We start from the raw sequence: 16,724 nt of genomic DNA, 5'->3' as shown, positions 1-16,724 counted from the left end.
AATACTAGGCGTTAGTTATTTTTGAGTTACGCGCTCAACGTATTCGCCAGAAGCGGTATCAATACGAAGAACATCGCCTTCGTTGATGTGCAATGGAACGTTCACAGAAAGGCCTGTTTCCATGATTGCGGGCTTCGTTGCGCCAGTAACACGGTCACCTTTAATGCCCGGATCTGCTTTTGCAACCATCAAGTTCACGGCTTTTGGTACGTCACAAGCAACAGCTTTTTCGTTGTAGAACAAGATAACGACTTTTAAGTTTTCAGTAAGATAGTACTTAGATTCGCCCAAATCGTCTTCAGACATCGCGATTTGTTCGTAAGATTCAGGAGACATGAAGTTGTAACCAGAGTCGTCTTTGTAAAGGAAAGTCATCTCTTTGTTTTCAACGTTAGGAACTTCGAACTTTTCACCGGACTTGAAAGTGGATTCCAAGTTTTGGCCTGTCAGCATGTTACGCAGTTTTGTGCGTGTGAACTGATTTCCTTTTCCTGGTTTAACGTGTTGGAAATCAACGACTACGTAGGGCTTGCCCTCGATCATGATTTTAAGACCTTTTTTAAAATCGGACGTTTCGTACATGTTTGATCCTTTTAAATTGTAAATGCAGAGGAGCCATATTCTCCTAAGTGGCTGTATTTGGTCAACAGTCACTCCTTTGGAAAAAGGCTCTATCGCCATTTTCCGGCGCAAAGGTCTTTATGCGTCATGGGCAATGGGAGCAGAAGAGAAAGGAATGTTTCTGCTTCTAAGGGTTAAGTTTGCAGGCGATACTCTTCAATTTTGCGAAGCATCATTTGCAGAACTTCAAGCTTACGTTCGCGAACCAGTTGTTCTCTCGGCATCAAAGGTCTTAAGGGTGTGGCTTCGTCAGAATCATTATAGCGAACTTGGAGAGTCTTCATACGTCGCTGAATTTCGGGATGATCCCCAAACTCCACACGTGTGTCTTTCAAAAGAGCATGCGCTTTTTCTAGATCATTGCGCACAATAAAAGCATCAATCAAAGAAAGCATGCGTTCCATGGCTTTGCTAGGAGAGGCCGGTGTCAGAGGCTTTGCGACCAGAGCCTCTTCTTTTTTTGCGACGGGTGGTGGAGTTTCGTTCAAACGAACTTCCGGAAGCTTCGTCATCGCAAAAACTTCTTCATCGTATTCGTCCGCAGTCAAAGATTCTAGTTTTTGAACGGCTTTTTGTGCTGACTTGGAGTTCGGATTTAAGAATAAAACCATCTTGAAAGCTTTAAGAGCTTCCTTCGGATTCTTGCTGGCTAATTGAACTTCCGCCAGAAGTTGATGCGCCAAAATATTTTCGGGAGAAAGAGACGTCGCTCGCTTAGCCGCGTCCAGGGCCTTATTCAGCTCTCCAAGATCGCGCATCACTTTTGTATACGTGACAAGTCCGCCCACAAATTGCGGGTGGCGTTGAACGCCTGCAGTCACGGTTTTTTTGGCTTCAGGAAGTAAACCCATTTCGCGATAGGCTTCGGCCAGCGGAGCGAAAACCTGAGAATTGGGATCTTTCTCAAGAATCTGCTGGTACTTTTCAATGGTGCTTGCATCTATTTTCATCAATGCTTGATCCCTTCGCGCCGCGGTCGTGACCGTTTTGTGAGTGCTCTCTAGGAAATAGTATTTCAGATTTATTGACTAAGCAATACTTCTCACTAAAATCGAAAACAAGTGCACAATTCTATTGCTCAAAGAATATGACGGCACACTTTTATTGGTGGTGGAAATGTCAGTGACAATCCTCGGGGTGGATCCGGGATCTCGCATAACAGGATTCGGAGTCATCCGAGTGGAAAACGGACGGATTGAACATATCAATCACGGCGTGATTTTATTGGATGCGGATCAGGCCTTTCCTTATCGCATGAAAGAATTGGGTTCTGCTTTCCGCGAAGTCATGACGAAGTATCAGCCGGATCAGGTTGTCATCGAAAAAATCTTTCTGGGAAAAAACGCGGACAGCGCTTTCAAATTGGGACATGCTCGCGGCGTGGTGATGTATGAAGCCGGTTTGGGTGGATCTGATGTGTTTGAATACGCCACGCGTGTTGTAAAAAAAGGTGTCACCGGAACCGGTGGTGCCAGCAAAGAAGATGTGCAGGCGATTCTGAAAGCCATCTTAAACATCAAAGTGATCAATCGTATTGACGCTTCCGATGCGTTGGCTATGGCTTGCCACCATGCTTTTGAAATTAAAAAGAAATCCATCCTGCAAAGAGCGGTGAGTTTATGATTGGTTATTTACGTGGAAAAATTATTGAAGTCTTAAATGACTCCGCTTTGATTGATGTGCAAGGGGTGGGCTATGAAGTTCACGCCTCTGCGAACACTTTAGGCGATTTGCAAACACTCTTGGGTAAAGACATCATCATTTGGGTGCACACGCACGTACGAGAAGATGCTTTGCAACTTTTTGGTTTTCACTCTAAAGACGAAAAAAATCTTTTCTTGTCGCTTTTGAAGGTGAACGGCGTTGGTCCGAAGATGGCTCTCAGTATCTTATCTGGCGGCCGACCTGCGCAAATTCAAGAAATGATCGAAGCAGGTAATGCCAAAGCTCTTTCCGGTCTTCCTAAAGTGGGCAAGAAAACGGCAGAACAAATTATTCTAACGTTAAAAGGCAAACTCGTCTCTATCGAAGAGACGATCAAAGGCAAATCAGAAAGCCATACGCAAATCACATCAGCCCTTTTGAACCTGGGTTACAAATCACAGTTGGTAGATCAATTCGTATCTTCTCTTCCGACAGATATTTCTTTGGAAGATGGCGTTCGTAAAGGTCTTCAGACGTTGTCTGGGAGCTTGTCATGAGTCGCATTTTAGAAGGAGATCCGGTAGAAGGTGAAAAGAGCTGGGAAAACGAACTGCGTCCCCAGCACTTTGAAGATTTCCCGGGCCAGGAAGACGTGAAAGAAAAACTCAAGGTTTTCGTCGCGGCGGCAAAGCACCGTGGAGAATCTTTGGATCACGTCTTGTTATGCGGGCCTCCGGGGTTGGGTAAAACAACTCTTTCAAAAATTATCGCGAACGACATGGGTGCTGAAATCAAAATGACTTCGGCCCCCGCGATTGATAAAAAAGGCGATCTGGCGGCGGTGTTAACCTCGCTAAAGCCGCATTCCGTTTTATTTATCGACGAGATTCATCGTTTGAGCCGTCATGTGGAAGAGTATCTTTACACAGCGATGGAAGACTACTACATCGACATCGTGACGGGTGAAGGCCTGGGCGCGCGCTCGATGAAGTTTCAGTTAGCGCCCTTCACTCTTGTCGGGGCGACAACGCGAGCCGGTCTTTTAAATCCACCATTCCGAGATCGTTTCGGAATTGTCGAACGCTTGCAGTTTTATGATAAAAACGCTCTTCAAAAAATCCTGATTCGTTCGGCAGAAATTCTCAAAGTGAAAATCGATGAGGAAGGGGCCGACGAAATCGCGCGCCGTTCGCGCGGGACTCCGCGTGTGGCGAATCGCCTTTTAAAGCGTGTTCGTGATTATGCCCAGGTCAAAGGTAATGGAACTATCTCTAAGGACATCGCCGTCTATGCGTTGAACCAGCTTGGAGTGGATCAATTTGGACTGGACCTTATGGACCGTCGTATTTTGAGCCTGATCCAAGAAAAATATAACGGGGGGCCCGTAGGAATTGATACAATGGCTGCTGCGCTCAGTGAAGAGCGAGACACTCTAGAAGAGGTCTATGAGCCTTTCTTGATCCAAGAAGGATTCATTCAAAAAACACCTCGTGGTCGCGTGATCACAGAGTATGCAAAAAATTCGGTACTATCGGAGAAGTAGCTATGGCATTGAGACAACCATTAGTGGTTGAGGTGTTAAGAGGTCCCGTCGTGGAAAGCTTGCACCAGGTGATGATCGTTGTGACAAACGAGGTTGGCAGTATAACGAACTATTGGGGGAATCCGCAATTTTTGACGATGCCCCGTAGTGCGATAAAAATGCTTCAAGCTTTGCCTCTCATCGAGTCGGGTGCCGCCGACAAATACGAACTTGAAGACAAACATATTGCGCTGGCCTGTGCTTCTCATCGTGGAGAAAAAGACCATCTTGCGGCTTTAAGTCAGTGGATGGAAAAAGTTCAGATCAAAGAGGGCGCTTACGTGTGCGCCCCCCACATGCCTTATGACGAAGCTTCAGCAAATGATTTTGCCCGTCGCGGACAGAAGCCTACGGTGCTTTGTAATAACTGTGCCGGAAAACATTCGGCCATCATCACAACCTGTCTGCATTTGGGTGAAGACCCGACAGGTTATGAAAAGTACGAACACAATGCGCAGAAACGTTTGCGCAAGGTTCTGACGGAAACAATGAAGATTGATCATTCCAAAGTTCCGCACGGCGTGGATGGTTGTGGTATACCGACGTATGCAGTGCCATTGCAATCCATGGCGACGGGCATGTCGGCTTTGATTAATCCCAAGGAAACTCCGGCCCGCAAAGCCGCGGCAGAACGCATTTTGCGAGCGGTTAAGAATTTCCCTTTCTATCTCTCAGGTAGTGACAATTTCGCTACAGCTGTGATTGAAAAGTCACAAGGTCGCGCGATTGTGAAGGGGGGAGCAGAGGGAGTTTTCTGTGGAGTTCTTCCTGAAAAACGCCTCGCTTTCGCTGTGAAAGCCTCGGATGGCGCCTCACGTGCAGCTCAGGCGGCAACAGCCTCCTTGTTGTTGCAACTGGGTGGTCTTAATGAGGCCGAGTTTAAAGCGTTAGCAAAACACACCCTCCCTTCGGTCACAAACTGGAAGGGTGATGTCGTTGGCCAAATCCGCATTGCGAAGGTTGGCTAGTTAGAGTAATGTCTAACTAGTATGTTCTTACAAAAAACGATTCGTAAAAAGACGGTGGTAAATGGTATCGGGATTCACTCTGGTGATTCCTGCACTTTGACTTTCAGGCCGGCACCTCCGGATACGGGCGTTTATTTCATTCGCACAGATCTTCCTGGAAATCCTTCTTTGAAAGTCACTGCACGCAATGTTCAGGCGACCTCGCATCAGACGACTATCGGTGGTGCGGCTTTTTCAGTGGCGACGATTGAGCATTGTCTTTCCGCTTTGTCTGCTTTACGCATCGATAACTTGTTCATTGAATTAGACGGCCCTGAAATTCCTATTGGTGATGGCAGTGCTCGCGACTTCTTACAAGCTTTGCTTGCGGTAGGAATTGTGGAGCAAGATCAGCCTCGTAAATATTGCTACATCACAGAGCCGATTTACTTTAGTGAGGGCGAAAAGCACGCCTACGTTGTGCCTTATCATGGTCTTCGTCTGACCGTGACTATTGACTTTCCTCATCCCAAAATTGGTAAACAGACAATTGACATCGACATCAATGAACAGTCTTTTGGACGTGATGTTGCCAACGCCCGCACCTTTGGTTTCATGAAAGACGTTGAGGCCTTAAAGGCCCGCGGATTGGCGAAGGGCGGAAGCTTAGACAACTGCATCGTATTAGATCACGCTGAAATCATCAATCCTGAGGGCTTGCGCTGGGCGGATGAATTTGTTCGTCACAAGGCTTTAGATGCCCTCGGCGATCTCGTGACCTTAGAGATGCCTTTAATGGGCCACGTCGTGCTCTATAAAGCCGGTCACGATATTATGAATAAGCTTGTTAAAAAGGTATGGGACTCTCCAACAAGCTATCGCCACGTCGAATTGGGCGCGGACATTTCAGAAGAAGTTCAGCGTTATTCGGGATGGACTGTTCCTCTCTAATGTAAGATTGCAAAATCAAATTTAATTTCCAGCATTCCATATTGGCCTCGCATTAGACTCAAAGAGCAAACAGATTTTTGTTCTTGTTGCGATGGAGTCCAAGATGGCAAGACAGAATGAACCAGATTATCGTGCGCTCTTTGAAGGCATTCCTGGCCTCTACTTAGTGCTGACACCTGATTTTCACATGGTCGCGATGAGCGACGCCTACGCGAAATCCACATTCCTTAAACGCGAAGAAGTCATCGGAAAATACATGTTTGATGTGTTTCCAGAAAACCCCTCTGAAGCAGCAGCGACGGGAAAGAATAATGTTCGGGCTTCGTTTCAACAAGTCGTGGATACAAAACAAGCCTCCACCATGGCCGTACAAAAATATGATATCCGTCGTCCTGATGGTACCTATGAAGAGCGTTACTGGAGCCCCATCAATCTTCCTTTTTTTAATAAAGAAGGCGAGCTGATTTATATCATTCACAAGGTGGAAGACGTTACAGAGTTCGTAAAAATGCGCAAGCATGAGCAAGAACAAAGTAAAATCAATGAAGAGCTTAAAAATCAAGTCGGGTTGATGGAGTCTGACGTTCTAGAACGGGCTCAAGAAATTCAGGTCACGAATAAAAAACTGGAAGCCTTAAATAAATCCTTAGAGCTTCGTGAAAAAGAGCTGCGAGAAGCCAACGAACAATTGGCGATCTTAGATAAGCAGCGCACGCACTTTTTCGCCAACGTCAGTCACGAACTGCGAACCCCGGTTTCATTAATCTTAGGACCCGTAGAGAAGCTTTTGGGCGATAACAGCCTGACGGCATCGCAAAGGAATTACTTAGAACTCGTTAAAAGAAACAGTCAGATTCTTTTGCGTCAAGTGAATGATCTTTTAGACGTTGCAAAATTTGATGCGCAAGAAATGACGGCTCACTATGTTTCAATCGATGCGTCCTCTTTGGTCAAACAAAGTGCAGATAACTTTTCTGTTTTAGCCGAAGAAAAAGGGTATCGCTTTAAAATTGAAACTCCGGATCGTCTTAATATGGACACCGATCCTGAAAAGTTTCTGCGAATTCTATTAAATCTTTTAAGTAATGCTTTTAAGTTCACTCCACAAAATGGAGAGGTCCGTTGCAGTCTTTCCTTAATGCAGAATACAAAAGAGCCCCAGATCAAATTGCAAGTGGCCGACAGCGGGCCTGGTATTCCTGAAAACATGCGAAAAAATATTTTTGAACGCTTTTTTCAGATTCAAGATAGTATGAACCGCGAAAAAGGCGGGACGGGATTAGGTCTTTCCATCGTAAAAGACTTTGTGGAGCTTATGCATGGGAAGGTTGAAGTAAAAAAAGCTCCCGAAGGCGGCGCCCTTTTCGAAGTTCTGCTACCTCAGTTTGCCAGCGAAGATGTGCAAGTCAGTCCTGCCATGGGCGAAAATAAAAACATCCGACTGGTGGAGCAGGGATTGGTAGACCAGTTGAAGGAAGCGCACTCAGTCAGCGCCCAGCCCACATCTGAACCTGTTAAGGCGGGTGCTGAAGCTCCTTTGGTATTGGTCGTGGAAGACAGCCCGGACTTGCAGAAATTTATAGTCGAAGTTCTGTCTGAAGAGTTTCGCTGTATGACGGCCTCGGATGGTAAAGAAGGTTATGAAAAAGCACGGGCTGTAAAGCCTGATTTGATTTTAAGTGATTTGATGATGCCGAACTACAGCGGCGAATTTCTTGTCGACCAAGTCATGGCTGACGCGACTCTGCAGTCTATTCCTGTCGTAATTTTGACAGCCAAAGCTGATGATGCTCTTCGCGCGAAGCTTTTGAATAAAGGCGTGCAAGACTATGTCACAAAACCTTTTCAAGCTGTAGAGCTACTGGCACGCGTGCGCAATCACGCCAAAGCTTATCGCGCTCGACAAGTGATTGAACAGGCACTTGAAATAAAAGGGGATGACCTTGAAAAAATGGCGCGTCTTTTAGCGGATAAAAATACGGAACTGCAAGAGCTCAGTCGTTTGAAGGATGAGTTTTTAGCGACACTGTCCCACGAATTGCGAACTCCGATTAGTATAATATTTGGATACGCCGAAATTTTATCTGAAGAAGTTGATCGTAAGAACGAGACCGCTCTTCAGGCCCTTTCGGCCATTCAAAGAAATGCAGCGATTCAACTTCGTTTGGTCGAGGACTTGGTGAATCTTTCTAAAAGCATCACCGGTAAAATCGCTCTTGATCCCCACAAACTTGAATTTTCAGAGATCCTTAGTGATGCTTTAGAATCCATCGAAAATATGGCGCGAGCGAAAGAAATTCAGGTGTCGGCTCAGTTGACCGAGGCGCCGCTGTGGGCGGACTCGGTGCGACTCACTCAAATTCTATGGAATATTCTTTCTAATGCCGTGAAATTCACGCCAGAACACGGGCGCATTGAGGTGCATTCTCGCAAAGATGACCAGCATCTTTATGTCGAGATAACGGATAGTGGTGTCGGCATAACGCCTGAATTCTTGCCTTATATTTTTGATCGTTTCCGACAGCAAGACGGCAGCTTTACGCGTAAATACGGAGGATTGGGTCTGGGACTTTCCATTGTCAAGCACCTGGTTGATCTTCACGGTGGCGAAGTGAAAATTGAAAGTGAGGGAGAAGGGAAAGGCACTAAAGTTCTTTTGCAATTTCCCCTGTATCACGGTCAGGACGCCAAGCCCGAGGCTGCAATTGAAAACTTTGATGTGCGAGAATTGCGGGGCCGTCGCATTTTGGTCGTCGAAGATGAACCCGATGCCTTGCGCATGATTAAGCTCATTTTAAAAAAGTACGGTGTTGAAGTTGTCGCTGCCGAAAATGCGGATCAAGCGCAAGAGCTCTTAAAACAGATGAAGCCGGACGCTATCGTGAGTGACATTGGTCTTCCGGGTAAAAACGGTATCGAGTTCATACGCACCGTGCGCGGTCTTGAATCTGCCGAAAATCATATTCCCGCTTTGGCCTTAACGGCCTTTACTTCAAAACAAACCGAATCGAGGGCTCTGGATGCTGGTTTTGAGATGTACGTTCCTAAGCCTATAGAAACCAAAAAACTTGTGAACGCGATCCGCCGGCTTATCAAGGATCAATCCGCCTGAGGGAACAATGGGGAAAGCTTGCTTTCCCCATTGAGCTTTCATTTATGGTGAAGGGGGAAGATCTTCTGGAGTCGGTGAAGGTGTCGCTGGTTCAATTCCTGACAGCCAATTGCGGGCGCGCTCGATATCCTTACGCGCAAAAACTTCAATATCCATCGAAACAATAGGATCTAAAAAGTTAGAAATATTTTTTACCCAATGAATGTCCGTTACAATGGCGGCGCGCGGAAACTTATCCATGTTTTTAATTCCAAAGCGGAGATCTTTCCAGAAGGCCGCCAGTTCCACTTTGCCAATGTCGCGAACATCTTCAAGGACATTGACCTCACCCCATTCGGAAATTCTTTGTTGCATCAGGCTTAAAAGCGCAGCCACAGAATCTTTATTAATGTCGCCATCCACCAGAATTTCGATGTACTTGTGTTGAGAATTCTCCGCGATCACCTTCAACATGGAAAAACCCCTTTCAAAAAAAGTCCTAACCCTATTTTCCAAGTAAGCAAAAATCAGAACAACGCATTTTAGTAGACTATGTGGAACTGCAAACCTATAAGAGTTCCAGGTTTTGAAAACAGCCCGTATGACAAAATAACGGGGCGCCACGAAAGTGGTTATTGGCGGATCTATGAGTCAAGTTTGGGGAATTATCGGTCTAGGATGGTTGGGGGCGGAATTCGCCAGCTATCTTAAAGCGAAAAATCAAAAGTTCTGGGGCACGCACAGGTCTTCTTTTAGTTGGGAAAAAGATCTGTTTCCTGGCGAATTCTGCGATATTCTTTTAGTCAACGTTCCTCCGTTAAAGACGATGTCGGCTTCCTCTTTTGTGGCTAAGATTCCAGAGAACTCTTTTAAAAGGATCATTTTTGTAAGTTCGATCTCGGTTTACGGAGATGTTACAGGTGAAGTCACGGAAGGGACAGAACCTCATCCCAATTCCGATTCCGGACAATGGCTTTACGAGGTTGAACAAGCGTTGCAAAAAAGATTTTCCAAAAACGGAGTGATCGTTCGGGCAGGGGGCTTGATGGGAGGAAGCAGACATCCTGTTTTCCACCTTGTCGGCCGGAACGTAATCAGCCATGGTTTAGCACCCGTAAACCTGATTCATCGAGAAGATCTGATTCGCATCATTTATGAGTTAGGTGAAGACAGGTCTGTCGCGCCTTTAGTAAATGCAGTGACTCCTTTTCATCCAACAAAAGAAAACTACTATAGCGCCATGGCAGAAAAGTTGGGACTTGCCCCGATGACTTTTGAAAAAGGTGGGAGTGAAGGAAAAATCGTCTGTTCCGAAGTTCTTCCTCATTTATATAACGAGTGGCTCTGCGCAAAGCTTGATAGATTGTGATGGTTTTGAAATTAAAAGCGCCGAGCAGAAGTTCTGCCTCGGCGCTTTTAAGAATTACCTCTGAGATTTTAAATAGCCAACAATATCCACATCTGCGGGTGCTGAGACTCCGGCGCCGGGAAGTGGACCGGTTAACTGATCCAAGGTAAAGTCCATGCGGGCGTCATAGCGACGCTCAGACTGATAACGAAGCCATTTTTCTGCTTCATACCAAGCGCGTTTGTTGGCGTCATCCGTACACGCGGCAAGTTCTTGTTCTAGTCGCGCGCCCCAACGAAGCTCGATGCAGTGATAAGGGTCAAAGCTCATATTGAAAAGTCTTTGTCGAGCGGCCTCTAGGTTCATTTTCACGGTCAAACCGTTTGTCGTCGTGTAAGTGAACTGACACGCCTGAGCTTTCTGGGCGTACACCGCAAATAAATCCGCCGCTAAATTTCCGCCATTGTACTTGATAGCAGGATCGCGTTTTCTATAGCGTTCGATATTGGCTTTCGTCGACATAAGAAGATCGGCAAAGGCCACTTTCAAACGAGCGTCGCGTGACGGTGTCGCATAGTTTTCCCATTCGCCTTCAGCGCCATAGATATTGACCGGCAATCTTTCAGGATGAGCTTTCAAATAAACACCTGATGTGCGAGCTGCTTCCACAGCTTCAACACGGTCATTTAAGCTGACGCAAATATCATCCGTCAACTGAGCCATGTCTTTCAATGGATCAATGTGTACTTCACCTTGCATTAAGCTCATACGAACATAGTCATAGTAAGGCACTTGTTGACCACGGATCGAAAATTTACCTTTGCTCCAGCCTGCAGAGTCAGGTTCGGTTCCGTAGAATTGTTCCAAACCATATTGCGGTAATTGGTAGTTCATTGCCGCGACAATTTTGCCACCAGCATAAGAACCTGAAGAATCAACTTTGGCGTCAACCAAAGCTAAAGGGCGGAAATTTTTAAAACCCGCGCCTTGAGCAGGGTTGCTGCGTACGAACTTAGGCGTGTACATACCCATCGTCAATGAGTTGTCAGGGTGAGCATCGATGTAGAAAATACGGCCGTCATCAGCCACTTTATAGACAATGGCGACGTGACCGTTAGGATCATAGATCACCGTGCCGGGGCGAATGGCATCGCGATTGATTTTCACCGGATAAAAATCAGTGAAAAGTTCCGCATCTTCATTTCCTTGCATGCGGAAAGAACCAGAGAAAGTTAGACCCGGAACGATATTGTTCAAAACATCAAATGCGTTGACGTAAGTGTTTTTGAAAACGCCATTCTTGGTGACGACGTCATAACGTTTTGTGATGTAGTTACCCATGGTAGAGTAACGAGCATCCACTTTTTTGGTAGGATCATCTTGAGGGCCGATGTTGGGTTTCACTTCGCTGGCGATTGAAAAAGGAAGACCGTTTTTCCAAGAGAAGTAAGCGCGAAGGTAATAGGGAAGATCCGCACAGTCCGCGTAATATTTCAAGCCTGCTGGATCAGAACCAAAATAGGGATTCGCCGTACTTTGTAAGCAGGTATCGACTTTCCAGCACTGGCGTTTTTCGACGGCTTCACCGATGCGAGTGACAAATTCACCGAATTGGCGCTCATGGTTTTCAGTCCACGTCGGCTGCGTAATGCGCCACGGGGTTGTGTTTGACTGAGCATGTCCAGTCAAAGAGGCGAGAACTACCAATGAGAAAGCCCCGAGAAATTTCATAAAACACTCCAATACGGTTTTGGTCCAAAAAGTACTAGAGCAACTCCTTTGCCACTTTTTTAGGCGTGGAGTTCGATTTATTTCGATCTGGCTGTAATTTCGCTGGGAAAAAGCCGCAAAATGACAGTCTAAGATGTCGAAGTTCTTTACGCAATGTGACACCCAAACCTTCCCCTAGCTCGCTTGCATTTTATTACCGTTCTGGCATAGTTCCGGGGTCATCATAAAAGACAAAAATGAGGGGGATTTCAATGTCACCCCACAGGAGCAAATATGATTATCGGTATTCCGAAGGAAATTAAAATTTCTGAGAACCGTGTTGGTATCACAGAAGCAGGCGTACGCCAGTACGTGAAAGAAGGCCACACAGTTATCGTTGAAAAAGATGCGGGTGTTGGTTCTGGTATTTCAAACGAACAATACGAAAAAGCCGGCGCGAAAATCATCGACACTAAAAAAGAAGTGTACGCGAAAGCGGACATGATCCAAAAAGTGAAAGAGCCACTTCCAGACGAATACGAATTGATGAAGGAAAATCAAATCCTTTACACTTACCTTCACTTGGCTGCGGAAGCTAAATTGACGAAAGTTCTTTGTGAACGCAAAGTGAAAGCGATCGCTTACGAAACTATCCAATTGGATAACGGTTCCTTGCCTCTTTTGACTCCTATGTCTGAAGTTGCAGGTCGTATGGCGACTCAAATCGGTGCTTTCTATCTTCAAAAAGACCATGCAGGTAAAGGGATCCTTCTTGGTGGTGTGACAGGTGTTAAACCAGGTAAAGTCACAATCATCGGTGGTGGTGTTGTCGGTACGAACGCAGCGAAAATGGCTGTCGGTCTTGGCGCTTCTGTCACGATCCTTGACGTGAACACAGCTCGTCTTGAGTACCTTGATGATATCTTCCAAGGTCGTTGCATGACTTTGTTCTCGAACGCGAAAAACATCGAAGATTCAGTGAAAGATTCTGATCTAGTTATTGGTGGCGTTTTGATCACAGGTCACAAAGCTCCAACTCTAGTTTCTAAAGACATGATCTCTTCAATGGCTAAAGGTTCTGTGGTTGTTGACGTTGCGGTTGACCAAGGTGGTTGTATCGAAACTTGCCGTCCAACGTCTCACCAAAACCCAACTTACGAAGTTGATGGCGTTATCCATTACTGCGTACCTAACATGCCAGGCGTGGTGCCAAGAACTTCTACTTACGCTCTAACGAACGTGACTTCTCGTTACGGTTCAATGCTAGCAGCGATGGGTGTAGAAGATGCTGTTGCGAAATCTCCAGCATTGATGAAAGGTCTTAATACTTACGGCGGTTACGTATGTTACGAGCCGGTGGCAAAAGATCTTCACATGGAATACAGACCTTACAAAGGTTAATTTCAAGGCTTAGCCTAAAACTAAAAAGCCCAGCTTTGTGCTGGGCTTTTTTATTTCTACCATCCTTCATCCGGTTCGCCGTTATAGCGGCATTTCACTTCGGTGTAGACCTTCGAGGCCCCCGAGGCTTTTTCCTGCTGAGTCAGCGTTTTATTCGGGTGATTCAGCGTCACCAGATACTTAGAGTTTCCAAAAATCCACTCGTCGTTAGTTTCCTTGCGTGAAGTAAGATACTGATCCGCCTTGGCGACTGTTAAAAGATACATGTCTTCAGGCTCTAACAAAAGCACGTCTTGTCTTTGCCCATTGTCCTGATCGATGGCTGTACAGTAAATAGTCCCATCCGCAAAGGCCGCAGAGAACGGCAGGGTCATTGCTAAAAACGTAACTAGAGCTTTCATTCTTCCTCCAAATCTGAAGTGCCGTGAGTGTTGGTGCAAACTTGAGTCCTTACTCAAATCCTTTTAAAGCGCATTTTCACCACGAATTCGTCTAAAGCTAAAATAAAAGTGACAAATCTTGTGAGCAAACATCCGTCAACCCGAGTTGTCCTCATTGACAGGAACTCGCGGAACACGAACACTCGAAGCGGTAAGGAGATTCCTATGAAAGTATCTCTATTTTTTCTGGTAATGCTTGTTCAATTGTCTTTGGCGAAGGCCCTCCAAGCGGAGCCACCGACACCACAAGCCGACTCATTGAAAGCCTACAATATCGATAAGAGTGCGATTTCTGTTTCCGGAGTTTCTTCCGGTGGTTTTATGGCAGTGCAACTCGGTGTAGCCTTTTCAAAAGACTTTGCCTCTGTCGCGAGTGTGGCCGGTGGAATATATTGGTGTGCCGAAGGGGATTCTCAAAAAGCACAAACCTGGTGCATGAAGCAACCGAACAATATTCAATCCGAAGTGCAAGTGAATGAAGTGCGAAAACTGGCGCAGACGGGAGTTGTTGATCCCGTCGCAAATATGCAGCGCCAAAAAGTTTACATTTTTGCTAGTCCCAAAGATGCCGTTATTCATCCAGGTAATGGAGAAAAGTTAGAAGAGTTTTATCGTGCTTTTATACCGACATCGCAAATCCTCGTCGAAAAAAGTGTCGAGGCGGCTCACGGTTTTCCCACTTTGACTGCGGGTAATCCCTGCCAAATGGGATTTCTTCCATGGCTTTTAAAATGCAATTTTGACTTAGCAGGAGAAATTCTAAAATCGGCCTACGGTACTTTGCAAGAGCGGGGAGTCGCCGACGTAAAACATTTGCACAAATTTTCGCAAAAAGATTTCGGCGATGAAACTACGCCTTTATATAGAGAGGGCTGGGTCTATGTTCCGTCAAACTGCCAACAAGGTGAAAAGTGTCGTCTGCATATCGCACTTCACGGCTGCCAAATGAATCCGGATTTTATTCAAGATAAGTTCGCCACATTAGCCGGATACAACGACTGGGCCGAAACTAATAACATCATCGTTCTTTATCCCCAGTCCGCAAAAGTTTCAAAAGACAATCCGTATGCGTGCTGGGATTGGTTTGGTTTCACCGGAGCTGACTACATGACTAAATCCGGAAAGCAAATGCAAGCTTTGAAGAAAATGCTTCAAACCATCGCGCCTTAATAGTTCAAAATCATTCAAACCAAATATTCCCCCAATCTTCCGTGCGAAGAAGGGGGATTTTTCTTTTCAGCAGCCGCCATTGAACTTCGCTGTGGGGATGGCGATAGCGGGACCATCGCGCGGATGCTACTCCCATACGCAATTCAGGTAATGAGCTTAAAAGTTTTTCTGAAGTGGAAGTATGACTGCCGTGATGTCCAAGGATCAAGACATGGCTGTTTCGAAACGCTTTTAAAGAACTCCAGACTTTTTCCTGCCTCGAGGTCGAATCTCCGGGAATCAAATATTCTTTGAAGGCAACGACATGGCTCAGTTCGTTTGAATTCTTTGCGGCTTTCGGGGACCATAAAGAAAACTCTGGGCGGGAAGGGCACTCCGAATATTTTTTCAACATCTTCATTTTTCCGCGCGAACTTTTTCCTTGTGGCTTCAATTGAATGCAGAATTTCTCAAAGCGCGCGATCTTTGCGGTTTTACTTAAAGCTCCGACATGATCCCAGTCCCAATGGCTTAAGTAAGCCCGATTGTCTTTATTCGCGCACTGGTGAAGAACTTTCTCCCAAGGGAAGAACTCTCCACCCATATCAAAGTGATGACACTCACTGGGCGTTACGGCCGTTAACCATTGCCCCTGTCCCACATTCCAAACAATGAAATACGATCGCGCGGGAAAATCTTGGGTAAGACTGGCACTTCCTAAAATTAAAAAGAAGATGAAGCCCTTCATGTTAGATCCTTTCCCTGCCAAAGATGCAGACGCAGAAAATGAAAGGCGACATGCCAAAATAAAATCCAGCACCAAAGAAGACGAATATCTGGGGTCTGGCGAGCTGCGAACTCAATCGGCTCTGATAGCACAAAAAGAATGTGATGGAAGTGATCCATAAAAAAATCAAACAGAAATACCAAAGACGAAAACACCGAAACCAGAAAACTCAGAGGCAGAAGAATGTAGGAGACGACAGGCGCTAAAAATAAATTATAAAGAATGCTTAAAGGATGCAGACTTCCGATTCCCCAGAGTGGCGCACTCATAAAAAAGAAAATCGAAAACTGTGTTAAAAATCCGCGCGCCCAAGAATTCCTAATGCGCAGCACATCAGGAGCCGTCAGCGCCAAAGCGGCGCACCAGCTCATTAGGAAAGACAATGAGTTCCACCAAGCGGGGAATAGCATCAGCGCCAGAAACCCCGCTACGAGCACGCACAGGTCTTTAGGAAGAAAGATGCGAGAGCGATGAAGAAGACGCCGACTGCACATGCCTAAAAGCGCACGCACGGCCGGAGCTTGCCAGCCAACGACGATGGAGTAAAAACTCATAAAGAAAAATCTTACACAGAATGGAATTCGCAAAATGCTTAAGAGTTCATCAAGTAAAAGCAGGTGAGAACCCGAGACCACAAAGATATGAATGAGCGATGTCTTACGCAAATTTTCGCGCAAATCTTTGTCTGTGATTTTTTCGCCACAAACAAGAGAGTTCAGTGCATTGAAGTGTTGCGAATCTTTTGGGAGAGTCTGTGAACATTTTCTCTGAATTTCTTCACTGAATATTGATGTGTTCGTTAGCAAAGTGCTGGGAAGTGGTGTGCTTAAGCTCAAAGCAAGAAGAAGAAGAACAATCATGGTTACAACTAGTTAGCAAATTTAATGACGCACCTAATTTCTAAAATGTTCTGTCATTGGGTCCGCGCGTCTCCTGAGGTCGGATTTTAAGATCTGAAATTTGCAAGCTTAATTACGCCGCTGTAATCGCACTTTATTGAGTGTTTTCAAATGCTTATACCATGCCTAAGGAGTGTGCATTTCGCTGAAACCC

16 protein-coding genes are annotated in these 16,724 nt (G+C 45.8%); 9 read left to right on the top strand and 7 right to left on the bottom strand.

All coding sequences use genetic code 11. From position 1 onward, the window contains the following. Positions 1-15: 15 nt before the first annotated feature. Together efp and AZI87_RS00230 are read right to left on the bottom strand one after the other, a co-directional pair. Positions 16-582, bottom strand: a complete 567-nt coding sequence (gene efp / locus AZI87_RS00235) for an elongation factor P (protein ID WP_063204454.1) — start codon at positions 580-582, stop codon at positions 16-18. Positions 583-755: 173 nt separating this feature from the next. After that, positions 756-1,571, bottom strand: coding sequence for a tetratricopeptide repeat protein (locus tag AZI87_RS00230; protein ID WP_253696273.1), 816 nt, complete (start codon positions 1,569-1,571; stop codon positions 756-758). A gap of 166 nt (positions 1,572-1,737) precedes the next feature. Here AZI87_RS00230 and ruvC point away from each other — a divergent pair, with 166 nt between their 5' ends. The 6 genes from ruvC to AZI87_RS00200 all read left to right on the top strand — a co-directional run bounded on the left by ruvC (position 1,738) and on the right by AZI87_RS00200 (position 8,857). After that, positions 1,738-2,244 carry a crossover junction endodeoxyribonuclease RuvC gene (gene ruvC / locus AZI87_RS00225; RefSeq protein WP_063206493.1) on the top strand — a complete coding sequence of 169 codons (507 nt, stop codon included), beginning with the start codon at positions 1,738-1,740 and terminating at the stop codon, positions 2,242-2,244. After that, positions 2,241-2,822, top strand: a complete 582-nt coding sequence (gene ruvA / locus AZI87_RS00220; protein ID WP_063204452.1) for a Holliday junction branch migration protein RuvA — start codon at positions 2,241-2,243, stop codon at positions 2,820-2,822. Before ruvC ends, ruvA begins: the two co-directional genes overlap by 4 nt. Beyond that, positions 2,819-3,808 carry a Holliday junction branch migration DNA helicase RuvB gene (ruvB, locus tag AZI87_RS00215; protein WP_063204451.1) on the top strand — a complete coding sequence of 330 codons (990 nt, stop codon included), beginning with the start codon at positions 2,819-2,821 and terminating at the stop codon, positions 3,806-3,808. Before ruvA ends, ruvB begins: the two co-directional genes overlap by 4 nt. A 2-nt stretch (positions 3,809-3,810) precedes the next feature. Further along, positions 3,811-4,815: an asparaginase gene (locus AZI87_RS00210; RefSeq protein WP_063204450.1), complete on the top strand. Its 1,005-nt coding sequence runs from the start codon at positions 3,811-3,813 to the stop codon at positions 4,813-4,815. 21 nt (positions 4,816-4,836) lie between these two features. Next, positions 4,837-5,745 carry a UDP-3-O-acyl-N-acetylglucosamine deacetylase gene (lpxC, locus tag AZI87_RS00205; RefSeq protein WP_063204449.1) on the top strand — a complete coding sequence of 303 codons (909 nt, stop codon included), beginning with the start codon at positions 4,837-4,839 and terminating at the stop codon, positions 5,743-5,745. 103 nt (positions 5,746-5,848) lie between these two features. After that, the gene (locus AZI87_RS00200) at positions 5,849-8,857 is read left to right on the top strand and encodes an ATP-binding protein (protein ID WP_063204448.1); all 3,009 of its coding nucleotides are present in this window, start codon (positions 5,849-5,851) and stop codon (positions 8,855-8,857) included. Between the two features lie 42 nt (positions 8,858-8,899). Here AZI87_RS00200 and AZI87_RS00195 read toward each other — a convergent pair whose 3' ends face one another. Next, a complete protein-coding gene (locus AZI87_RS00195; RefSeq protein WP_155722465.1) occupies positions 8,900-9,310 on the bottom strand; it encodes an STAS/SEC14 domain-containing protein in 411 nt (136 codons plus the stop codon). Between the two features lie 172 nt (positions 9,311-9,482). On the opposite strand from AZI87_RS00195, the gene AZI87_RS00190 reads away from it, so the two are divergent. Continuing rightward, entirely contained in the window at positions 9,483-10,205 is a 723-nt protein-coding gene (locus AZI87_RS00190; protein WP_063204446.1) for a hypothetical protein, read from the top strand. Between the two features lie 54 nt (positions 10,206-10,259). Here AZI87_RS00190 and AZI87_RS00185 read toward each other — a convergent pair whose 3' ends face one another. After that, entirely contained in the window at positions 10,260-11,915 is a 1,656-nt protein-coding gene (locus tag AZI87_RS00185) for a hypothetical protein (protein WP_063204445.1), read from the bottom strand. A 273-nt stretch (positions 11,916-12,188) separates the two neighbouring features. Between AZI87_RS00185 and ald the strand changes: the two genes are divergently transcribed. Further along, positions 12,189-13,295: an alanine dehydrogenase gene (gene ald, locus AZI87_RS00180; RefSeq protein ID WP_063204444.1), complete on the top strand. Its 1,107-nt coding sequence runs from the start codon at positions 12,189-12,191 to the stop codon at positions 13,293-13,295. Between the two features lie 56 nt (positions 13,296-13,351). On the opposite strand, the gene AZI87_RS00175 is transcribed toward ald, so the two are convergent. Next, complete coding sequence (locus AZI87_RS00175; protein ID WP_063204443.1) at positions 13,352-13,696, bottom strand: hypothetical protein; 345 nt, start codon at positions 13,694-13,696, stop codon at positions 13,352-13,354. Positions 13,697-13,900: 204 nt separating this feature from the next. Here AZI87_RS00175 and AZI87_RS00170 point away from each other — a divergent pair, with 204 nt between their 5' ends. Beyond that, positions 13,901-14,905 (top strand): extracellular catalytic domain type 2 short-chain-length polyhydroxyalkanoate depolymerase, encoded by a 1,005-nt coding sequence (locus AZI87_RS00170; RefSeq protein ID WP_253696271.1) that lies wholly within the window; start codon positions 13,901-13,903, stop codon positions 14,903-14,905. Positions 14,906-14,915: 10 nt separating this feature from the next. Here the strand turns inward: AZI87_RS00170 and AZI87_RS00165 are convergent, their stop codons facing one another. Both AZI87_RS00165 and AZI87_RS00160 read right to left on the bottom strand, forming a co-directional pair. Beyond that, entirely contained in the window at positions 14,916-15,632 is a 717-nt protein-coding gene (locus AZI87_RS00165) for a hydrolase (RefSeq protein ID WP_155722464.1), read from the bottom strand. After that, entirely contained in the window at positions 15,629-16,531 is a 903-nt protein-coding gene (locus AZI87_RS00160; RefSeq protein ID WP_063204442.1) for a ComEC/Rec2 family competence protein, read from the bottom strand. The genes AZI87_RS00165 and AZI87_RS00160 overlap by 4 nt, the downstream gene beginning before the upstream one ends. Between the last annotated feature and the right edge of the window lie 193 nt (positions 16,532-16,724).

The sequence above is a fragment of the Bdellovibrio bacteriovorus genome (genome assembly GCF_001592745.1).
Taxonomy (GTDB): domain Bacteria; phylum Bdellovibrionota; class Bdellovibrionia; order Bdellovibrionales; family Bdellovibrionaceae; genus Bdellovibrio; species Bdellovibrio bacteriovorus_B.
The sequence above is the reverse complement of the archived record's forward strand: the minus strand, read 5'-3'. Positions and strand labels throughout refer to the sequence as shown.